16 protein-coding genes and 1 pseudogene are annotated in these 17,336 nt (G+C 60.1%); 10 read left to right on the top strand and 7 right to left on the bottom strand.

All coding sequences use genetic code 11. The annotated features are described in order from the left end of the window. Positions 1–9 precede the first annotated feature (9 nt). Positions 10–1,779, bottom strand: a complete 1,770-nt coding sequence (locus ACW5XD_RS19425; RefSeq protein WP_456496290.1) for a M4 family metallopeptidase — start codon at positions 1,777–1,779, stop codon at positions 10–12. 351 nt (positions 1,780–2,130) lie between these two features. Between ACW5XD_RS19425 and ACW5XD_RS19420 the strand changes: the two genes are divergently transcribed. The 3 genes and pseudogenes from ACW5XD_RS19420 to ACW5XD_RS19410 form a co-directional block, all read left to right on the top strand. Next, positions 2,131–2,685, top strand: a complete 555-nt coding sequence (locus ACW5XD_RS19420) for a GNAT family N-acetyltransferase (RefSeq protein WP_456496289.1) — start codon at positions 2,131–2,133, stop codon at positions 2,683–2,685. 56 nt (positions 2,686–2,741) lie between these two features. Then, the gene (locus tag ACW5XD_RS19415; RefSeq protein WP_456496288.1) at positions 2,742–3,293 is read left to right on the top strand and encodes a GNAT family N-acetyltransferase; all 552 of its coding nucleotides are present in this window, start codon (positions 2,742–2,744) and stop codon (positions 3,291–3,293) included. Between the two features lie 38 nt (positions 3,294–3,331). Beyond that, a pseudogene (locus ACW5XD_RS19410) lies at positions 3,332–3,454 on the top strand (30S ribosomal protein S5 alanine N-acetyltransferase); the annotation flags it as partial. Between the two features lie 62 nt (positions 3,455–3,516). On the opposite strand, the gene ACW5XD_RS19405 reads toward ACW5XD_RS19410, so the two are convergent. The 3 genes from ACW5XD_RS19405 to ACW5XD_RS19395 all read right to left on the bottom strand — a co-directional run bounded on the left by ACW5XD_RS19405 (position 3,517) and on the right by ACW5XD_RS19395 (position 6,377). Further along, positions 3,517–3,750: a hypothetical protein gene (locus tag ACW5XD_RS19405; RefSeq protein ID WP_042872803.1), complete on the bottom strand. Its 234-nt coding sequence runs from the start codon at positions 3,748–3,750 to the stop codon at positions 3,517–3,519. A 308-nt stretch (positions 3,751–4,058) separates the two neighbouring features. Beyond that, positions 4,059–5,108: an oxidoreductase gene (locus tag ACW5XD_RS19400; protein WP_456496301.1), complete on the bottom strand. Its 1,050-nt coding sequence runs from the start codon at positions 5,106–5,108 to the stop codon at positions 4,059–4,061. Between the two features lie 105 nt (positions 5,109–5,213). After that, a complete protein-coding gene (locus ACW5XD_RS19395; RefSeq protein WP_456496287.1) occupies positions 5,214–6,377 on the bottom strand; it encodes a multidrug effflux MFS transporter in 1,164 nt (387 codons plus the stop codon). A 222-nt stretch (positions 6,378–6,599) separates the two neighbouring features. Between ACW5XD_RS19395 and ACW5XD_RS19390 the strand changes: the two genes are divergently transcribed. Further along, positions 6,600–7,196, top strand: a complete 597-nt coding sequence (locus ACW5XD_RS19390; RefSeq protein WP_456496286.1) for an XTP/dITP diphosphatase — start codon at positions 6,600–6,602, stop codon at positions 7,194–7,196. A gap of 93 nt (positions 7,197–7,289) precedes the next feature. Then, a complete protein-coding gene (hemW, locus tag ACW5XD_RS19385; RefSeq protein ID WP_456496285.1) occupies positions 7,290–8,435 on the top strand; it encodes a radical SAM family heme chaperone HemW in 1,146 nt (381 codons plus the stop codon). A 114-nt stretch (positions 8,436–8,549) separates the two neighbouring features. On the opposite strand, the gene ACW5XD_RS19380 is transcribed toward hemW, so the two are convergent. The 3 genes from ACW5XD_RS19380 to zntR form a co-directional block, all read right to left on the bottom strand. Then, positions 8,550–8,768 (bottom strand): alternative ribosome-rescue factor A, encoded by a 219-nt coding sequence (locus ACW5XD_RS19380; RefSeq protein WP_456496284.1) that lies wholly within the window; start codon positions 8,766–8,768, stop codon positions 8,550–8,552. Positions 8,769–8,895: 127 nt separating this feature from the next. Next, positions 8,896–9,432, bottom strand: a complete 537-nt coding sequence (locus ACW5XD_RS19375) for a dihydrofolate reductase family protein (RefSeq protein ID WP_456496283.1) — start codon at positions 9,430–9,432, stop codon at positions 8,896–8,898. Further along, positions 9,422–9,859 carry a Zn(2+)-responsive transcriptional regulator gene (zntR, locus tag ACW5XD_RS19370; protein ID WP_456496282.1) on the bottom strand — a complete coding sequence of 146 codons (438 nt, stop codon included), beginning with the start codon at positions 9,857–9,859 and terminating at the stop codon, positions 9,422–9,424. The genes ACW5XD_RS19375 and zntR overlap by 11 nt, the downstream gene beginning before the upstream one ends. 421 nt (positions 9,860–10,280) lie before the next feature. Between zntR and purH the strand changes: the two genes are divergently transcribed. The 5 genes from purH (at position 10,281) to ACW5XD_RS19345 (ending at position 17,331) form a co-directional block, all read left to right on the top strand. Next, positions 10,281–11,873: a bifunctional phosphoribosylaminoimidazolecarboxamide formyltransferase/IMP cyclohydrolase gene (gene purH, locus ACW5XD_RS19365; protein WP_456496281.1), complete on the top strand. Its 1,593-nt coding sequence runs from the start codon at positions 10,281–10,283 to the stop codon at positions 11,871–11,873. A gap of 116 nt (positions 11,874–11,989) precedes the next feature. After that, on the top strand, positions 11,990–13,279 hold the full coding sequence (gene purD / locus ACW5XD_RS19360; RefSeq protein WP_456496280.1) for a phosphoribosylamine--glycine ligase: 1,290 nt from the start codon (positions 11,990–11,992) through the stop codon (positions 13,277–13,279). 263 nt (positions 13,280–13,542) lie between these two features. Further along, positions 13,543–13,917: a cytochrome b562 gene (locus ACW5XD_RS19355; RefSeq protein ID WP_456496279.1), complete on the top strand. Its 375-nt coding sequence runs from the start codon at positions 13,543–13,545 to the stop codon at positions 13,915–13,917. After that, a complete protein-coding gene (locus tag ACW5XD_RS19350) occupies positions 13,898–14,449 on the top strand; it encodes a cytochrome b/b6 domain-containing protein (protein WP_456496278.1) in 552 nt (183 codons plus the stop codon). Before ACW5XD_RS19355 ends, ACW5XD_RS19350 begins: the two co-directional genes overlap by 20 nt. A 308-nt stretch (positions 14,450–14,757) precedes the next feature. Further along, entirely contained in the window at positions 14,758–17,331 is a 2,574-nt protein-coding gene (locus ACW5XD_RS19345; protein ID WP_456496277.1) for an alpha amylase C-terminal domain-containing protein, read from the top strand. Positions 17,332–17,336: the final 5 nt, after the last annotated feature.

Here is a 17,336-nt window from a genome sequence, read left to right as displayed (position 1 = left end):
AACCAGGGATCAGTAGCTCGCCTTGAGGGTCACCCCGGAGAAAGCGCTAAAACCGCTCAGCTGCACATACCAGGTACCCGCCTTGGGCGAATTCAGGGTGCAGGTCTCGGTGTTGCCGCTCTTGTAAGGACGGCAGTCATAGCTGGTACCGGTCGGCAGCGCCCCGAACTTCACATAAAGATCCGCATCCCCGGTGCCGCCACTGCTGGCGACCACCAGCTGGCTCTTGCCGGCCGGCACGTCTATGGTGAAGTTCAGCTTGCCACCCTTGGCCGCGGAGAGACCGGTCACGGGTACCCCGTTTTGCAGCACGCTGCCGGAGGGGGGCGGTGTGGTGCCGCAGGAGGCATTGACCCCGACCGTGGTAAAGGCCGCCGCCACGTCGGTCAAGCTGTAGCCCAGATCGGTGGCCGCCTTGGTCACGCCGCAGGCGCCCTGATCGTAGGTGGTGTTGGCGCCCCAGTAGAGACGGTTGGCCAGTACGAACACTTCAAAAGCCTTGCGGGTATTCCAGCCACTGGTGTTGGCCAGCAGGTAGAAGGCACGGTTGTAGACACCCGAGCTGTGGTGCACATCGATGCCGTCGTAATAGTCGCTGGCATGGCCGATGGACTTGCCATCCCGGGTCGGATCCTCGAAGTAACGCAGCGAGCCGTTGCCCTTGAAGATCTGTGCCCCTACCAGCCAGTCGTTGCTGCCCTTCATGTAATTTTCGGCTGCTTCCCCCGCCATGTCGGAGAAGGCCTCGTTGATGCCGCCCGACTGACCCGAGTAGACCAGGCCCGAGTTCTGCTCGGTAAAACCGTGGCTCACCTCGTGGGCAGCCACATCCAGACTCACCAGCGGGTAGAAGGTTGTGGCACCGTCACCGAAGGTCATCTGGCTGCCGTCCCAGAAGGCATTCTCGTAGTTGCGGCTGTAGTGCACCCGCATCTTCAGCTTGAAGCTGAGCGGCGCCGTGTTGTACCAGTTACGGTACATGTCGAATACCACGTTGCCGAAGTAGTGGGCATCGTTGAGCGGCGAATAAGCACCGTTGATCTCCTTGACCGTGTTCTCCGGGCAGGTGAACTGGTGCACGGCACCACCCGTGGTGGCGTGATTCATGTTGACCGTATCCACGTTCGGGCTGGTCATGCGGCAGCTGTCATCCACCTGCAGCGGGCCGAAGTCGGATCCGTAGAAGTATTTGCCGGTCTTGACGTTGCCACCCGGGCCTGTGGCGTCCTTGTGGTTGATCCCCTCCCAGCGCTTGAGCTCGGCCCCGCTCTGGGCATCGATCACCACGAAGGGACGGCTCGGCTGCTCGCTTGCCGCCAGCCAGGAGACCAGATAGACCAGACGGGCCTGACCGGCCTCATCCTGCATCACGAACAGCTTGACCCGCTCGTTGCTGCCCTTGGTCCCGGCACGAGCCTTGCCAGCGGCATCGGCCGGTGACAGGGCGGCAGTCGGGCTGGCCACGTCGGCATCGATCTGGCGCAGGATCTGGCCGGAGACCTGGCTTATCTGACCACCGAGGGACTGTTCGGCCACCAGCACCTGGCCCCAGACCGGGATGCCGTGCCAGGTCTGCTCATAGCGTACCCGTTGCTGACCGTTGGGCAGCTTGACCGCCCGCACCTGACGAAACTCGCCATCCCCGGCCAGCGCGCTCACCCCTGCGGCGCCACTCGGTGCCCCCTGAATACCCGCCACCTGATGTACGTCAACCTGTTCTGCAGCCAAGACTGCGCTTCCCCAGCAGGCCAATACCACGGCCAAATAGACTTTGTTCATCTGTCTTTCCTTAAGTCGATGAAGATTACACACCGGGTCCATTGCCCGGCGTTCCTACACTAGTTCGCACGATCGAAATTGCTGCCTGTCATATGTGACAGCGCAGCACAAACCGACAGCAGGATCTGCTGTCGCATATATTTGGTAACGAAAGTCGAACCAGAAACAGTGAATGACGCTAAAAAAGGGCGAAGAATGACAAGGCCCCGCACAGCCCCCAAGACAGGCCCCTCCATATGGGGATAGCGAACGCGGGCGAGAAACTGAAAGTCCTTGGCCCACAAGGGGTTGATTGGCTACATTGGCTGTTTGGCGGCCCGTACCGGGCCAATACACAGCAGGGAGGTAAGGATGTTTTCATGGCAACTGGACGATGAACTGGCGCTGCTATTCTTGCAGCCCGACATGGCCAGCGAACTCTTTGGCCTGTGCAGGGAGAACCGCGACTACCTGACCCAATGGCTGCCCTGGCCACCCTACATACAGCAGCCGGCCGACAGCGCCACCTTCATTCGCCACGCCATCGAGAAGTTTGCCCGCGGCGAGGGGCTGACCACCGCCATCGAGTATCAGGGCGAGGTGGTGGGCGTCATCGGCTACAACCAGATCGATCAGGCGCTGGCCAAGGTCAGCATCGGCTACTGGCTGGCAGAGCGCTGGCAGGGCAATGGCATCATCACCCGTGGCTGTCAGGCCCTGATCCATCACGCCTTTGAGGAGATGGGGATGGAGAAGGTCGAGATCAGCGCGGCGCTGGAGAACGAGCCCAGCCGGGCGGTGTGTGAACGCCTCGGCATGCAGCAGGAGGGGATCACCCGCCGTGCAGAACGGCTGGCGGATCGGGTGGTGGATCACGTCCACTACGGCCTGCTGCGCGACGAGTGGCTAAGGCAGCGAGATCACTGAGGGCCGCAGGCCGCCCTGGCCGGCACCATGCTTATGAATCCACAGAGGGGACCTTGATGGCACTACCGCACCTCAGCACGGCCCGTACCCGGCTCACCATATTGCCGCCCGAGCGGGCCAGCCTGATGCTGGATTTCTATCTGCGCAACCGGGCCCACCTTACCCCCTGGGAACCCAGCAGAGACGAGAGTTTCTATACCCTGAGTCACTGGCATGGCCGCCTGCGCGACAGCTATGGCCAGTTTTTCAACGGCAGCGCCGTTCATCTGGTGGCGCTCGACCCCCAGGGCGAGCAGGTGATCGCCACCTGCAACTTCACCCACATACTGATGGGCATGTTCAAGGCCTGCCATCTTGGCTATGCCATCGATCAAGCCCATGAGGGCCAGGGCCTTATGCAGGAAGTGGTCGAGGCCGGGATTGAGTACCTGTTTCGAGAGCACGGCCTGCATCGCGTCATGGCCAGCTATATGCCAGCCAATCTACGCAGCGGCGCCCTGCTCGAGCGCCTCGGCTTCGAGCGAGAAGGCCTGGCCCGTGACTATCTGATGATCAACGGTCGCTGGGAAGATCATATCCTCACCTCCCGTCTCAACCCGGCGGTCTAGGTGCCATAAGGCCAGCTATAAGCCAGTCCATCACCCTACGCAGCGGCGCCCTGCTCGAGCGCCTCGGCTTCGAGCGAGAGGGCCTGGCCCGTGACTATCTGATGATCAACGGCCGCTGGGAAGATCATATCCTCACCTCCCGTCTCAACCCGGCGGTCTGAATCGGCCATAAAAAAACGGGCCCAAAGTTGCCTTTGGGCCCGTCTTCAGATGAGGTGCAGGCTTAGTTGGCCTTGGCATCGCTCACTGCGGCTTCAGCCTTGGAGGCAGCTTTCTCGACGGTTGCAGTCGCTTCGGAAGCAGCCTTCTCTACGGTAGAGGTGGCTTCGCTAGCGGCTTTCTCAACAGTTGCAGCAACGTCGGCGGCCGGAGTAGCGGCCGGAGCGGCGGCTTCTTCTTTTTGACCACAAGCGGTCAACATCAGACCCAGGATACCGGCTACCAGTACTTTGTTCATGTGCATACCCTCAAAAAAATATGAAGAGATGGTTCGTTCAACCATCACAGTGCGTCTTTTCCCCGGTTAGAAACCCATAGGCCGGGAGCCAAGAGGCGCGCGAAATATATCCCCATACGCACCCAATGAAAACGAGTATCACAATGATATTTTCTCGTTGGCTGGATGAAAAGAACTGCTACAACGACAAACATTAATACAAAACACTCACCATTCAGCCAACTTGTATAATAAAACACCGACACCGGCGTCATTACTGGCGATAAACGGCGATTACCTCCATACGGGTGAGAAGCAGAATGTGAATGTCAGTCAGACAAGTTCTGACAAGCCAGCCGTTTCCCTTGCTGGTGACTGTCACGGGCCAGATCCAGCAGCGCCATCACGGCCAGCGCCTCACCGGCCGGGACAGGGTTCTCCCCCTCCCCCCGAATGGCGGCGCAGATACCGCGATAGTAGGCACCATAATCGCCCGCCTCACCGGCCACAATCTGTTGCTGGAGCTGACCATCCCGAATGCGGCTGAGCTGGCCGGGCTCGTTATCCACGCCCCAGTCCTTCGCCGGTGGCCGTTTGCCGAGCTTGAGCTGATCTTCCTGCACATCCATGCCGAACTTGATAAACGACCCCTCGCTGCCGTGGATGACAAAACGCGGCATGGTAGCCGAGACCAGACAGCTGCCGTGCAATATGACTCTCAGCTCGCCATAACCCAGCACCAGGTGGAAGTAGTCATCCGCCAGGGCACCGGGGCGCTGCTGCGCCAAATCGGCCTGTAGCCAGTCTGGCTGACCGAACAGCTGGAGTGATTGATCCAGAATGTGAGGGCCGAGATCGAACCAGAGTCCGGAACCCGGGCCACCCGCTTCACGCCAGCGCTGGCGCACCTCGGGACGGTAGCGATCGAAGTGGGATTCAAACTGGGCGATCTGCCCCAGAGTACCTTCTGCCAGCAAACGACGTATTGTAAGGAAGTCTCCGTCCCAGCGCCGGTTGTGGAAGATGCTGAGCAGCCGCTGCTGCTTCCCGGCCAACTCCACCAACGCTTTCGCCTCGGCCAGATCCAGCGCGAACGGCTTGTCGATCACCACGTGCTTGCCGGCCAGCAACGCCTGGCGGGCGATCGGGGCATGAGTATCATTGGGGGTGGCGATCACCACCAGATCCACCGACGGATCGGCCAACACCTCTGCCAGCGAACCAACCCGGCAACCGGGCAGATCGGCCTGCACTTTGGCGGCATCCCGGCTCACCACCCAGTCGAGGGAGAGCCCGGGGGTACTGGTCAGGAAGGGGGCGTGAAAGGTCTTGCCTGCGAAGCCATAGCCCACCAGGGCGGCGTTGAGAGTCTGGCTCATCCGGTTATCTCCACGGGTCTGTGTCATGGGGCGCAGGCGAGAGGCCACCTGCAAAAAGAGAAGGGGGCTCATGGCCCCCTGAGTGTGCCCATCAGAGCACAGGATTTATTGCAAACACAAGCGCCGGCCCTGACGGGTCAACAGCAGCAACAGGGGCGGCAACAACAGCCACATGTGCAGCGCCAGCTGATTGAGCGGATCCGGCATCAACCAACCTGTGATCCCCACCAGCGCGCCGGAGCCGCTCATCTGGAACAGACCGAGCAAGGCGGCCGCTGTGCCGGCACAGTGACCGAACGGTGCCAGCGCCATGCCGGCGGCGGCCCCCAGGATCATGGCAAAACCGATACTGGAGAGAAATACCGGACCCATCATGGCCAACGGGTGCTCGATGTGCATAACCAGAGTCAGTACGATGGCGGAGAGCAGCAGCACCAACAGGCCGATGCGCAGGGTGCGTCTTGGCCCCACTCTGGCAATGAAGCGGGGCGCCAAGAAGCAGGCCAGGATGTTCAGGGCGGCATTGGCCGTGAACCAGTAGCTGAAACCGCTCATGTCCAGCCCCAGCTTCACCATCAGCTGCACCGGCGCTGCCGTGACATAGGCCAGGATCACCGCCATCGCCAGCATGCAGAGGCTGGCGTTGAACAGGAAGCTGGGGGAGCGCAGCACCGGGCTGTAGCGGGCCCAGCTGATAAGCGGACCGCTGCTGCTGGTCTCCTCCGGGCGGGTCTCCGGCATGCGCCACAACAACCAGCTGCCGACGATCACCGCATAACCGGCCATGAACCAGAAGTTGGCCGACCAGCCCGCCTTGGCGGTGAGCCAGCCACCGAGCAGCGGCGCCAGGGCAGGAATGAAGCAGATGGCACCATTCAGATAAGAGATCATCTGACCGCTCTTCTTGGGGCCATAGCTGTCACGCACCACCGAGAAGGCGGCGACCGAGGTGGCACAGGCACCGAAGCCTTGCAGGACTCGCGCCAGCATCAGCTCACCCAGGCTGGCGGCAAAACCGGCCGCCAGCGCGCTCAGACCATAGAGCAGCACACCGCCCAAGGCGATGGGCTTGCGGCCGTAGCGATCGGCGAGCGGGCCTACCAGCAGCTGCCCCAGTCCCATGCTGAACAGGAACCAGGTGATGGTGCCCTGCATCAGGGTCACCTCGGCGCCCAGCTGCTCGGCCATCTGCGGGATGGCGGGCAGATAGATGTCGATGGCCAGCGGACTGAACAGCACCAGTAGAACAAGCAAAAGTATCAATGGCATCAGTCACCTCGTGGCATGGGAAAAATTGATTGGGGCGCGAGTCTACTGACTCACAGTAATGAATTGAAATGGTATTTAATCACTTATGTTATTCCATTCAGGAAACATTCATTCTATCCACATCTCATGACAGCCCCGGCAAGGGTGATCCAGGGCAATTGGCGCTTTTCCTCCACGCCAGCCCCGCATAGAATGCGCAGATTATTTTTGCGGAGGTGCTCGATGAACAAGCTTGTCCTGGCAACAGGTAACCAGAAAAAGGTGAAGGAATTGGCCGCCATGCTGGCCGATATGAAGATCCAGGTGATCCCACAGAGCGAGTTTGCGGTCTCCGATGCCGAAGAGACCGGCACCACCTTCGTCGAGAATGCCATCATCAAGGCCCGCCATGCCGCCCGCATCACCGGCCTACCGGCGGTTGCCGACGACTCAGGTCTGGAAGTGGATCTGCTGCACGGCCGTCCCGGCGTCTACTCCGCCCGCTTTGCCGGTGAGGGTGCCAGCGACAAGGACAACATCGACAAGCTGCTGGCCGAGCTGAAAGGGGCTCCCGAGTATCTCAAGAGCGCCCGTTTCTGGTGCGTGCTGGTCTACATGCGCCACGCCGACGATCCCACCCCCATTATTTGCCAGGCAAGCTGGGAGGGGATGATCATCGACGAACCCCGCGGTCAGCACGGCTTTGGCTATGACCCCGTGTTCTTCGTCCCCGAGCATGACTGCACCTCGGCCCAGATGCCGAGCGAGCTGAAAAACCAGCTCAGCCATCGCGGCCAGGCACTGGCCAGGCTGAAAGCCGCCCTGGCGGCGACTCACTGAGTCCGGACAAGGCGCCAGCATACGCTGGCACGCATTTCATCTACAATGGGGGCCGTCAGCCCCCGTTTTTTATGTTTGATCATTGGAAGCCCCATGTTGCAACTGCCGCCCCTCTCCCTCTATATCCATGTGCCCTGGTGCGTCCAGAAGTGCCCCTACTGCGACTTCAACTCCCACGCCCAGAAAGGGGAGCTGCCTCACCTCGAGTATGTGACCGCCCTGCTGGAGGATCTGGATCAGGATCTGAAGTGGGCGCAGGGGCGTTCGCTCTCCTCCATCTTCATCGGCGGGGGAACCCCCAGTTTATTGAGTGTGGAAGCCATGCAGACCCTGCTGGACGGGGTACGCGCCCGCATCGCCCTGACCCCGGATTGCGAGATCACCATGGAGGCCAACCCGGGCACGGTGGAAGCGGACAAGTTCGCCGGCTTCCAGCGAGCAGGCATCAACCGCATCTCCATCGGGGTGCAGAGCTTCCAGCAAGAAAAGTTGACCCGGCTCGGCCGCATTCACGGCCCCGAAGAGGCGCGCAAGGCCGCCGCCCTGACCCACGCCATCAAGTTGCCCACGTTCAACCTGGATCTGATGCACGGCCTGCCGGATCAGAGCCTGGACGATGCCCTTTATGACCTGCAGCAGGCCATCGACTGCGCACCGCCGCATCTGTCCTGGTATCAGCTCACCATAGAGCCGAACACGGCCTTTGCCTCCAAGCCGCCACGGCTGCCGGAGGATGACACCCTGTGGGACATCTACGAGCAGGGCCACGCCATGCTCACCGCCCAGGGTTATCACCAGTACGAGATCTCGGCCTATGCCAAAACGGGCTATCAGTGCCGCCACAACCTCAACTACTGGCGTTTTGGCGACTATCTCGGGATAGGTTGCGGCGCCCACGGCAAGATGACGGATCTGGCCAGTGGCCAGATACTGCGCAGCGCCAAGGTGAAGCACCCGAAAGGCTATCTGGATCCCGCCCGCCCCTACCTGGACAACCAGTGGCAGGTGACCGAGGACGAACTGCCGCTGGAGTACTTCATGAACCGGTTCAGATTATTCGAGCCGGCCCCCAAGGCAGAGTTCGAGGCCTACACCGGCTTGGGCCTGGAGCGGGTGGAGACAATGCTCGCGATTGCCCAGACTAAGGAGCTGATCGAAGACCTGGGGGATTGCTGGCAGCTCACCGCCCTCGGCCATCGCTATCTCAACGTGCTGCTCGAACTCTTTATGGATGAGTGAGAACTCGTTCACGATCTTGCGGCAAGACAGTGAGCAAGTTCTGTCGTATAGAGAAAAAGTCGGGGCGCCATTGGCGCCCCGTTTTTTTTTGCTTTCAACTCAGTAGAAACCCGCTCAGCAGCAGACGCGCACCCTCTGCTGTTGACCGGGCTCCCACCGCTTGCCGTGCTTGGCCTTGCGCTGATAGCTGCCCCTGCCCTTCTTGCTCGGCTCAACCCTTGCCTGGAACAAGGGAGACGTCACCAATGCCTTGAGGTGATTGTCCTGAATGATTCCGCGCAGATGTTCGCAGGCGGGCTCGGTGGTGACCAGGGTCACCTTCTTCTTGGCCATATCGGCTCCTTGATGCGGTTGTGTGTATGCCCATCGCCCCTGCCACCACAGATCCGGGGCAGGCGGCGAAAAAACGTGCCGATTGTGCACCTCTATCATCCCGCCAGAAAGGGTCCAAATGGAATGCTCAGGCGGGACGATAGATAACCCGTACCAGCCCGCTCTGCAGCACGGTACTTGAGACCGGCGTGAGCCGTCCGGGCAGGGCGCCCGTAAATAGAGGTGCGCCAGCCCCCAGAGTGACCGGCACCCAGAACAGGGTCAGCTCGTCCACCAGTGCGGCCTGCAATCCCTGCCGCACCACCTCGCCACCGTCCAGATAGATATGTCTACACCCCTCCTGCCACAACTCGCTCAGTACCTGTGCCAGTTCTCCCTGTCTGAAGGAGACATGGGCACGAGCGGCGGCGGGTCTGTGTGTCAGCACAACGACGGGCTTGTCGCCATAAAACCACTCTGGAAAACCGAGTACGGTATCGTAGCTGTTGCGCCCCATCAGCAAGGTATCCGCACTGGCCATCAGCGCACTGTAGCCTGTCTCCTCTTGGGAGTCGCCGTTGTAGGGCTCAAGCCAGGCCAGATCGCCGCCCTCTCCCGCAATAAAGCCGTCAAGGGACAGAGCGAGAAAGGCGGATACCCGTGGCCGGCGGCGCTCAGTGCTCATGGTCGTGGTGCTCATGGCGGGAGGGCGCACCGGATTCCAGTGTCTCGAGGATGGCGCAGTGCTCCGCCGAGCGTGGACCGCCACAGCAGATGTTGGAGAGCTCGCGCAGGTTCTCGCGAAAGCGGGTCAGCTCCATGATCTTCTGCTCCACCTGAGCCAGCTTGGTGTCGGCCACTGCCTTCACCTCCTGACAGGTGACCTTGGCCTTGTTGGTGTCCAGATCCAGCAGCTCACCTATGTCGGCAAGGGAGAAACCCACCGACTTGGCGCGTATGATGAACTCCAGTCGCCGCTTGTCCTGCTCGCCGTAGAGACGGTAGCCGGACTCATTGCGAATGCCCGGCGAGATGAGTCCATTTTTCTCATAAAAGCGCAGCGTATCCGCCTTCACTCCACACGCCTTGGCCAATTCCCCGATCCGATACATGCCCTGTCCCCCATTGGATTTGCCGTTCAAAAAACCGGAACCCACTATCGCCCCTTTGCCCATTGATTGCCAGCCAAGGGCAGGGAACGGACAACCAAAAGGTGCTGCCGTCACTTTTTTCCATCAAAAACACCGAAAAGACAAACGTTTCACAAAAAACAACCAGAAAACGTTTAACACCGCACCAGGCAAGGCTTTGCCACCTTAAAAAATCCACCACAGTTCACATTTTTTGTGTAGAATACGCGCCCACAAGAGAGCGTCGCGTCAAGCGGGCATTTCCTAAAACGCGTTTGCCAACAGCAGGTCTTTTTGGCGAGAGTGGTTTGCGAAATCCCCCACTTCCATTTATTTGGGGACTCTCTGTGTTGAGCCTCGCCTCCCATGGAACAGTCCCCGTTATGCTGAGGACGATAGTGTGATGGAACAAGCTCGACCCATTCGCCGTGCACTGCTGAGTGTGTCTGACAAAACTGGCATCCTGGAATTTGCCAAGGCACTCAACGAACGTGGCGTGGCCTTGCTCTCCACCGGCGGTACCGCCAAGCTGCTCGCCGACGCGGGTCTGCCGGTGACCGAGGTCTCCGACTACACGGGTTTCCCAGAAATGATGGATGGCCGGGTCAAGACCCTGCATCCCAAGGTTCACGGTGGCATTCTCGGTCGTCGCGATCAGGATGACGCCATCATGGCCCAACACGCTATCTCCCCCATCGACATGGTTGTCGTCAACCTCTACCCCTTCGCCGCGACCGTGGCCAAGGCCGGTTGCACTCTGGCTGATGCGGTCGAAAATATCGACATCGGCGGCCCGACCATGGTGCGCTCCGCCGCCAAAAACCACAAAGACGTGGCCATCGTCGTCAAGGCTACCGATTATGGCCGCGTGATCAGCGAGATGGATACCAACGGCAACAGCCTGCAGCTTGCGACCCGCTTCGATCTCGCCATCGCAGCCTTCGAGCACACAGCCGCCTATGACGGCATGATCGCCAACTACTTCGGCACCATGGTGCCGAGCTATGGTGACAACAAGGAGGGCGACGCCGAGTCCCGTTTCCCGCGCACCTTCAACAGCCAGTTCATCAAGAAGCAGGACATGCGCTACGGCGAAAACAGCCATCAGGCTGCCGCCTTCTATGCCGAGGAACAGGCTGCACCAGGTTCTGTCTCCTGTGCCATCCAACTGCAGGGCAAGGCGCTCTCCTACAACAACATCGCCGACACCGACGCGGCGCTGGAGTGCGTAAAAGAGTTTGATGAGCCGGCCTGCGTCATCGTCAAGCACGCCAACCCCTGTGGCGTGGCCATCGGCAGTGACCTGCTGACTGCCTACGATCGCGCCTACCAGACCGACCCCACTTCAGCCTTTGGCGGCATCATTGCCTTCAACCGCGAACTGGATGGTGCCACTGCTGCAGCTATCGTTGCGCGCCAGTTCGTCGAGGTGATCATTGCCCCGAGCATCAGCCAGGCAGCCCGTGATGCCGTTGCCAGCAAGCAAAACGTGCGCCTGCTCGAATGCGGCCAGTGGACGGCGCCGGCCCAAGGGTTTGACCTCAAGCGGGTCAACGGCGGCCTGCTGGTGCAGGAGCGGGATCTTGGCATGGTGACGCAAGGTGACCTGAAAGTGGTCAGCAAGCGCCAGCCAACCGAGGCTGAACTGAAAGATCTGCTGTTCTGCTGGAAAGTGGCCAAGTTCGTCAAATCCAATGCCATCGTCTACGCCAAAGAGGGCCAGACCATAGGTGTCGGTGCCGGCCAGATGAGCCGGGTCTACTCCGCCAAGATCGCCGGCATCAAGGCCGAGGATGAAGGGCTGACGGTGGTGGGCTCCGTCATGGCCTCCGACGCTTTCTTCCCGTTCCGCGATGGCATAGATGCCGCCGCCGCCGCCGGCATCTCCTGCGTTATCCAGCCAGGTGGCTCGATGCGCGATCAGGAGGTGATCGACGCCGCCGACGAACACGGCATGACGATGGTGTTCACCAACATGCGCCATTTCCGTCACTGATGGGTCAGGGTCGCCGCTGGCGGCCCTTTTGTTGTCTCTTTTCAACTGACTATTTTCAACCGGCGATGTGCCATCTGCGGCCGAGCCGGTTACCACAAATAGAAGCGAGCGATACGATGAAAGTACTGATCATTGGCAACGGCGGCCGTGAACACGCCCTGGCCTGGAAGGCCCAGCAATCCCCTCTGGTGACCCGGGTGTTCGTCGCCCCCGGTAATGCCGGTACTGCCCACGAGGGCAGCATCGAAAACGTGGCCATCTCGGCCACTGACATCCCGGCCCTGCTTGCCTTTGCCCAGGAGCAACGCATCGGGCTCACCATCGTCGGCCCGGAAGCGCCGCTGGTGAAGGGAGTGGTCGATGCATTCCGCGCCGAGGGGCTGGCCATCTTCGGCCCGACCGCCGCCGCCGCCCAACTGGAAGGCTCCAAGGCCTTTGCCAAGGATTTCCTGGCCCGTCACGCCATCCCGACCGCCGAGTACCAGAACTTCACCGAGGTGGAGCCGGCACTGGCCTACCTGCGCCAGAAGGGCGCCCCCATCGTCATCAAGGCCGATGGCCTGGCTGCCGGCAAAGGGGTCATCGTTGCCATGACGCTGGCCGAGGCTGAAGAGGCGGTGTGTGACATGCTCTCCGGCAACGCCTTTGGCGATGCCGGTGCCCGAGTGGTAATCGAGGAGTTTCTGGACGGGGAAGAGGCGAGCTTCATCGTCATGGTAGACGGCACACACGTGCTGCCGATGGCCACCAGTCAGGATCACAAGCGGGTCGGCGATGGTGATACAGGGCTCAACACGGGTGGCATGGGGGCTTACTCCCCGGCCCCCGTGGTGACGGCTGACGTGCACAAGAAGGTGATGGAACAGGTCATCATGCCGACAGTGCGTGGCATGGCGGCAGAAGGCAACGTCTACTCCGGCTTCCTCTACGCCGGCCTGATGATCGACGGTCAGGGCAATCCCAAGGTGATCGAGTTCAACTGCCGCTTCGGCGATCCCGAGACCCAACCCATCATGCTGCGCATGCGCTCCGATCTGGTGGAGCTGTGCCTGGCAGCCTGCGCCGGCAAGCTGGATCAGGTCGAAGCCATCTATGACCCTCGCGTCGCCATCGGTGTGGTGCTGGCGGCCGGCGGTTACCCCGGCGACTATCAGCAGGGCAAGCCCATCAGCGGCCTGCCGGTCGAAGAGGCAAGCGGTGAGAAGGTATTCCACGCCGGTTCACAGCTGGATGGCGATACCGTCATCACCGCCGGTGGCCGCGTGCTGTGTGCCACAGCCCTTGGCTACACAGTAGCCGAGGCGCAGCAACGCGCCTATCAACTGGCGGCTCGCATCAAATGGGACGGTGTCTTCTATCGCAAGGACATCGGCTGGCGTGCCATCGAGCGTGAACAGCAGCAGTAATGAGCAGGGCCCGGCAGGGCCCTCTCTTTATCCGACTTATCCGACGGCCAGCTGGCCCGGCATCATGGCCGGAGCTGCATGGTTCGGTTGACTCAGCATCTTCCTCACATCTCCCCCTTCCCCGTTACCCTTTGTGACAAAAAACAGCAATATTCACAAACAGTTCACGCAATGTCATGGCATCATGCCTGTGACGAATCCAAACAAGGGTTCATAAGAAGCCATACAAAATCGATAAGCATGTCGTTAAATAAGGAAATCCCATGTTGAAAACTGTTCGCCCCCTGTTGCTGCCCCTGATGTTTGGCCTGATGACCCTGCCTGCCATCGCCGGTGAGCTGGAACAACCGATGAAGAAGATCGGCTTCAACTACAAGCAAGCCGTCAAAGCCGACGATGCAGCCACCATGGAAAAGTACATTAACGAGATGAAGGCTCAGTTCGACGTTGCCAAACAGAAGAACATGCCTGCCGCCAAGAAAGAGAAGTTTTTGGAAGGTATGAACGAAGTACAGACTGAACTGGATGCCAGCCTGGCGGCACTCAAGGCGGGTGATGAGGCCAAGGCACGTGAGCACCTGGCCAAGGTCAATGACCTGAAGAAGGAGTACCACAAATATGCCAAGCAAAAAGGCTGATCCCTTTCACTGGGACAGTCTGGTTCGCCTCACCCACTGGGGTGTGGCGGCCATCTGTATCGGCAACCTCTGGCTCAACGAGGCGGGCGAGGAATGGCACGAGCGGCTGGGTTATCTGGCCATTGCCCTGATCAGCCTGCGTCTGGTGTGGGGACTCTCTTTTGCCAAAGGTCATGCCCGGCTGCGAGCCCTCATCCCAAGCCGGGAAGATTTTCGCCAGCAAGCGGTGGAGCTGCGCGAGCGCACGCCACCGGCCCCCGGCCATCACGGCAGCGGCAAGCTGGCGGTATGGGCACTATGGCTGACTATTCTGGCCACAGCCGGCAGCGGCTGGTTCCAGAATACAGAGACGGGTTTTGAGCTGGGAGCGGACGACTGGCACGTCTGGTGTACCTGGACACTGCAAGGGCTGATCGCTCTGCACCTGACTGCACTTGTATTCACCTCCTGGCGCCAGCGCAGCAATCTGGTGGCCCGTATGTTGCCCCGACGTCGGGGTACACGGCTCCAGCAGCAGGAGCCCAACGCCTGACATCTCATGGGGCCCCCTCAGGGCCCCTGTTATCCCTTCTTCCCTTTGACCACATGCAGCACCATCTCCGCCCCTCTCTACTGCATGCTCCCTCCCCCCCCTCTCACCCGCGGTGAGACGCGGTAATCCCTTCGGATGCACAGTCAATGAAAGCATTTTCATTCACAATTATTAACTAATTTCGACAGTTCGATTTTCAACCTCGCCAATTTCATCAATGCTACTGAGCCGAACGAGGATTGTTCGTAGTCCGTTCGAAATTCATGCAGTGATACACCAATAACAGCAAAGTCGAAGGGAAAATCGTCATGCATAACACACTGTTTCGAACTGCCATGCTGGCCGCGATATTGGGCTCATTCAGCCACAGCGCCGCAGCCGAAGGCGTCATGGTCCACCTGTTCCAATGGAAGTTCAACGACATTGCCAACGAGTGCGAGAAGGTACTCGGTCCCAAGGGATTCGGTGGCGTGCAGATCACGCCACCGGCTGAACACAAGCAGGGAAGTGAGTATTGGTGGACAGTCTACCAACCTGTCAGCTTCAAGAATTTCAACAGCTTTGGCGGCAGCGAGACCGAACTCAAGAGCATGATCGCTCGCTGTAACGCCGCAGGGGTCAAGATCTATGCCGACGCCGTCTTCAACCAGCTTGCCTCTGGTACCGGTACCGCAACGGGCGGCGGCAGCTACAACTCGGGACAGTACCTGTATCCCCAGTTCGGCTACAACGACTTCCACCACAGCGGCGACATCACCAGCTACAGCGACAGCAGCAACGTCTGGAATGGTGCCCTCTACGGCATGCCGGATCTCAACACCGGCTCCTCCTACGTGCAGGATCAAATAGCCACCTACATGAAGACCCTGCTCGGCTGGGGGGTCGCAGGCTTTCGCATCGATGCGGCCAAGCACATGGCCCCTGCCGACGTGAAGGCGATCCTCGACAAGGCTGGCACCCCCAAGGCCTACCTTGAGGTAATTGGCGCCGCTGGCGAGTCAGCCGACATCCAGCCCAACCGCTACACCTACATCGATCGGGTCACCGACTTCAAATACGGTACCGATCTCGCTGCCAACTTCAACGGCCAGATAAAGAACCTCAAGACCTTGGGCGAGAGCTGGGGGCTACTCCCTTCCAGCAGCGCTTTCGTCTTCGTGGTCAACCACGACCGCGAGCGTGGCCACGGCGGCGGTGGCATGCTCACCTTCATGAACGGCGCCCGCTATGAACTGGCCAACACTTTCATGATGGCCTGGCCATATGGCTGGAAGCAGGTGATGTCGGGCTATCGCTTCGCCGACCTGAGCAAATACGAGACCGACAAGGGCGCCCCGCCCAGCACCCCGTGCTCCGACGCCCAGTGGAACTGCGAGCAACGCCGCCCGATGATCATGAACATGGCCCTGTTCCATAACAGAACTGATGGCCAGCCAGTCAACAACTGGTGGGACAACGGCAACAACCAGATAGCCTTCGGTCGTGGTGACAAGGGCTTTGTTGCCATCAACAACGAGAGCGGCAACCTGGTAGCCACAGTGCCGACCGGCCTGCCGGCTGGCGAGTACTGCAACATACTGAGCGGCGACAGCTACTGCAACGGCAGCTACATCACGGTAGACGGCAGCGGCAAGGCCGCTCTCAACGTACCCGGTATGAAGGCCGCAGCCATTGTGGCGGGCTGCACCAAGAGCACTCCTTGTGGTGAACCTATCTCCACCAACAAGTTCACCAGCATGAACATTCGCGGTACCCAGAACGCCTGGGGCAACACCGCCATGACGGTCGATGCCACCCGCGTCTGGACCAGCACAGTTACCTTCACTGGTGCCGATGATGCCACCGCAGCCCAACGATTCAAGTTCGATGTCTATGGCAACTGGACGGAAAACTATGGTGACAACGAGGGGGATGGTATTGCCGACAAGGGCAGTACCAAGGACATCTACGTCAGCGGTGCAGGCACCTACCGCATCTCCCTCAAGGAGAACGATATGAGTTATACGGTGACGCCCCTGATCAACAACCAGGCGCCGATCGCCGCCATATCGCCCAAAACCATCAGCGTCAAGCTCGGTGACAGCCTGGTGTTTGACGCCTCCGCCTCCAGCGACGATACCGCTGTTGTGAGCTACAGCTGGTCCAGTGGCGGCAATGCCAAAACCGAGAGCGTGCTGTTCGATACCCTGGGTTTGCACACCATCACGGTCACAGTGGCAGATGCCGAGGGGCTGACCTCAAGTACCAGCGCCACCGTCAACGTCACCGATGTCAACGGCACCTACTCCAGTGTGCTGCCGACCCTGAGCTTCCGCGGCACCCCCAACAGCTGGGACGCTCTGGCCATGACCCTGGTCGGCGACAACCTGTGGGAGGCGCAGGTCACCTTTGATGGACAGGTTAACCAGCGCTTCAAGTTCGACGTCAAGGGTGACTGGACCCAAAACTACGGCGATAACAACAAGGATGGCGTGGCCGATCTGACTGGTACCGACATCTACACCACAGTCACCGGTCAGTACCGCGTACGCTTCAACGACCAGACCCTGGCCTACAGCCTGACACCCGTCAGCATCAGCTACGCCAAGAACTTCGCCAGCCTGAACATTCGTGGCACCACCAACAGCTGGGGCACCACCCCCATGACTCTGGTGAGCGATCACCTGTGGCAGGCCACTGTCAACTTTACCGGCGCAGGTGATGCCAATGGCGGACAGCGCTTCAAGTTCGACATCAAGGGCGACTGGACCCAGAACTACGGCGATACCAACAAGGATGGCGTGGCCGAACTGACCGGCGCCGACATCACCACTTCCGTGGTTGGTGCCTATGTGGTTCGCTTCAACGACCAGACCCTGGCCTATACCCTAAGCGCCCAATAAGCCCC

The sequence above is a fragment of the Aeromonas enterica genome, from assembly GCF_054052465.1.
This window is presented reverse-complemented; position numbering and strand designations above follow the sequence as displayed.

Bases quoted from the DNA above. Each gene is read 5' to 3' on its own strand.
- ACW5XD_RS19425 (WP_456496290.1), bottom strand. From the start codon at position 1,779: ATGAACAAAGTCTATTTGGCCGTGGTATTGGCCTGCTGGGGAAGCGCA.
- ACW5XD_RS19420 (WP_456496289.1), top strand. From the start codon at position 2,131: ATGTTTTCATGGCAACTGGACGATGAACTGGCGCTGCTATTCTTGCAG.
- ACW5XD_RS19415 (WP_456496288.1), top strand. From the start codon at position 2,742: ATGGCACTACCGCACCTCAGCACGGCCCGTACCCGGCTCACCATATTG.
- ACW5XD_RS19405 (WP_042872803.1), bottom strand. From the start codon at position 3,750: ATGAACAAAGTACTGGTAGCCGGTATCCTGGGTCTGATGTTGACCGCT.
- ACW5XD_RS19400 (WP_456496301.1), bottom strand. From the start codon at position 5,108: ATGAGCCAGACTCTCAACGCCGCCCTGGTGGGCTATGGCTTCGCAGGC.
- ACW5XD_RS19395 (WP_456496287.1), bottom strand. From the start codon at position 6,377: ATGCCATTGATACTTTTGCTTGTTCTACTGGTGCTGTTCAGTCCGCTG.
- ACW5XD_RS19390 (WP_456496286.1), top strand. From the start codon at position 6,600: ATGAACAAGCTTGTCCTGGCAACAGGTAACCAGAAAAAGGTGAAGGAA.
- hemW (WP_456496285.1), top strand. From the start codon at position 7,290: ATGTTGCAACTGCCGCCCCTCTCCCTCTATATCCATGTGCCCTGGTGC.
- ACW5XD_RS19380 (WP_456496284.1), bottom strand. From the start codon at position 8,768: ATGGCCAAGAAGAAGGTGACCCTGGTCACCACCGAGCCCGCCTGCGAA.
- ACW5XD_RS19375 (WP_456496283.1), bottom strand. From the start codon at position 9,432: ATGAGCACTGAGCGCCGCCGGCCACGGGTATCCGCCTTTCTCGCTCTG.
- zntR (WP_456496282.1), bottom strand. From the start codon at position 9,859: ATGTATCGGATCGGGGAATTGGCCAAGGCGTGTGGAGTGAAGGCGGAT.
- purH (WP_456496281.1), top strand. From the start codon at position 10,281: ATGGAACAAGCTCGACCCATTCGCCGTGCACTGCTGAGTGTGTCTGAC.
- purD (WP_456496280.1), top strand. From the start codon at position 11,990: ATGAAAGTACTGATCATTGGCAACGGCGGCCGTGAACACGCCCTGGCC.
- ACW5XD_RS19355 (WP_456496279.1), top strand. From the start codon at position 13,543: ATGTTGAAAACTGTTCGCCCCCTGTTGCTGCCCCTGATGTTTGGCCTG.
- ACW5XD_RS19350 (WP_456496278.1), top strand. From the start codon at position 13,898: ATGCCAAGCAAAAAGGCTGATCCCTTTCACTGGGACAGTCTGGTTCGC.
- ACW5XD_RS19345 (WP_456496277.1), top strand. From the start codon at position 14,758: ATGCATAACACACTGTTTCGAACTGCCATGCTGGCCGCGATATTGGGC.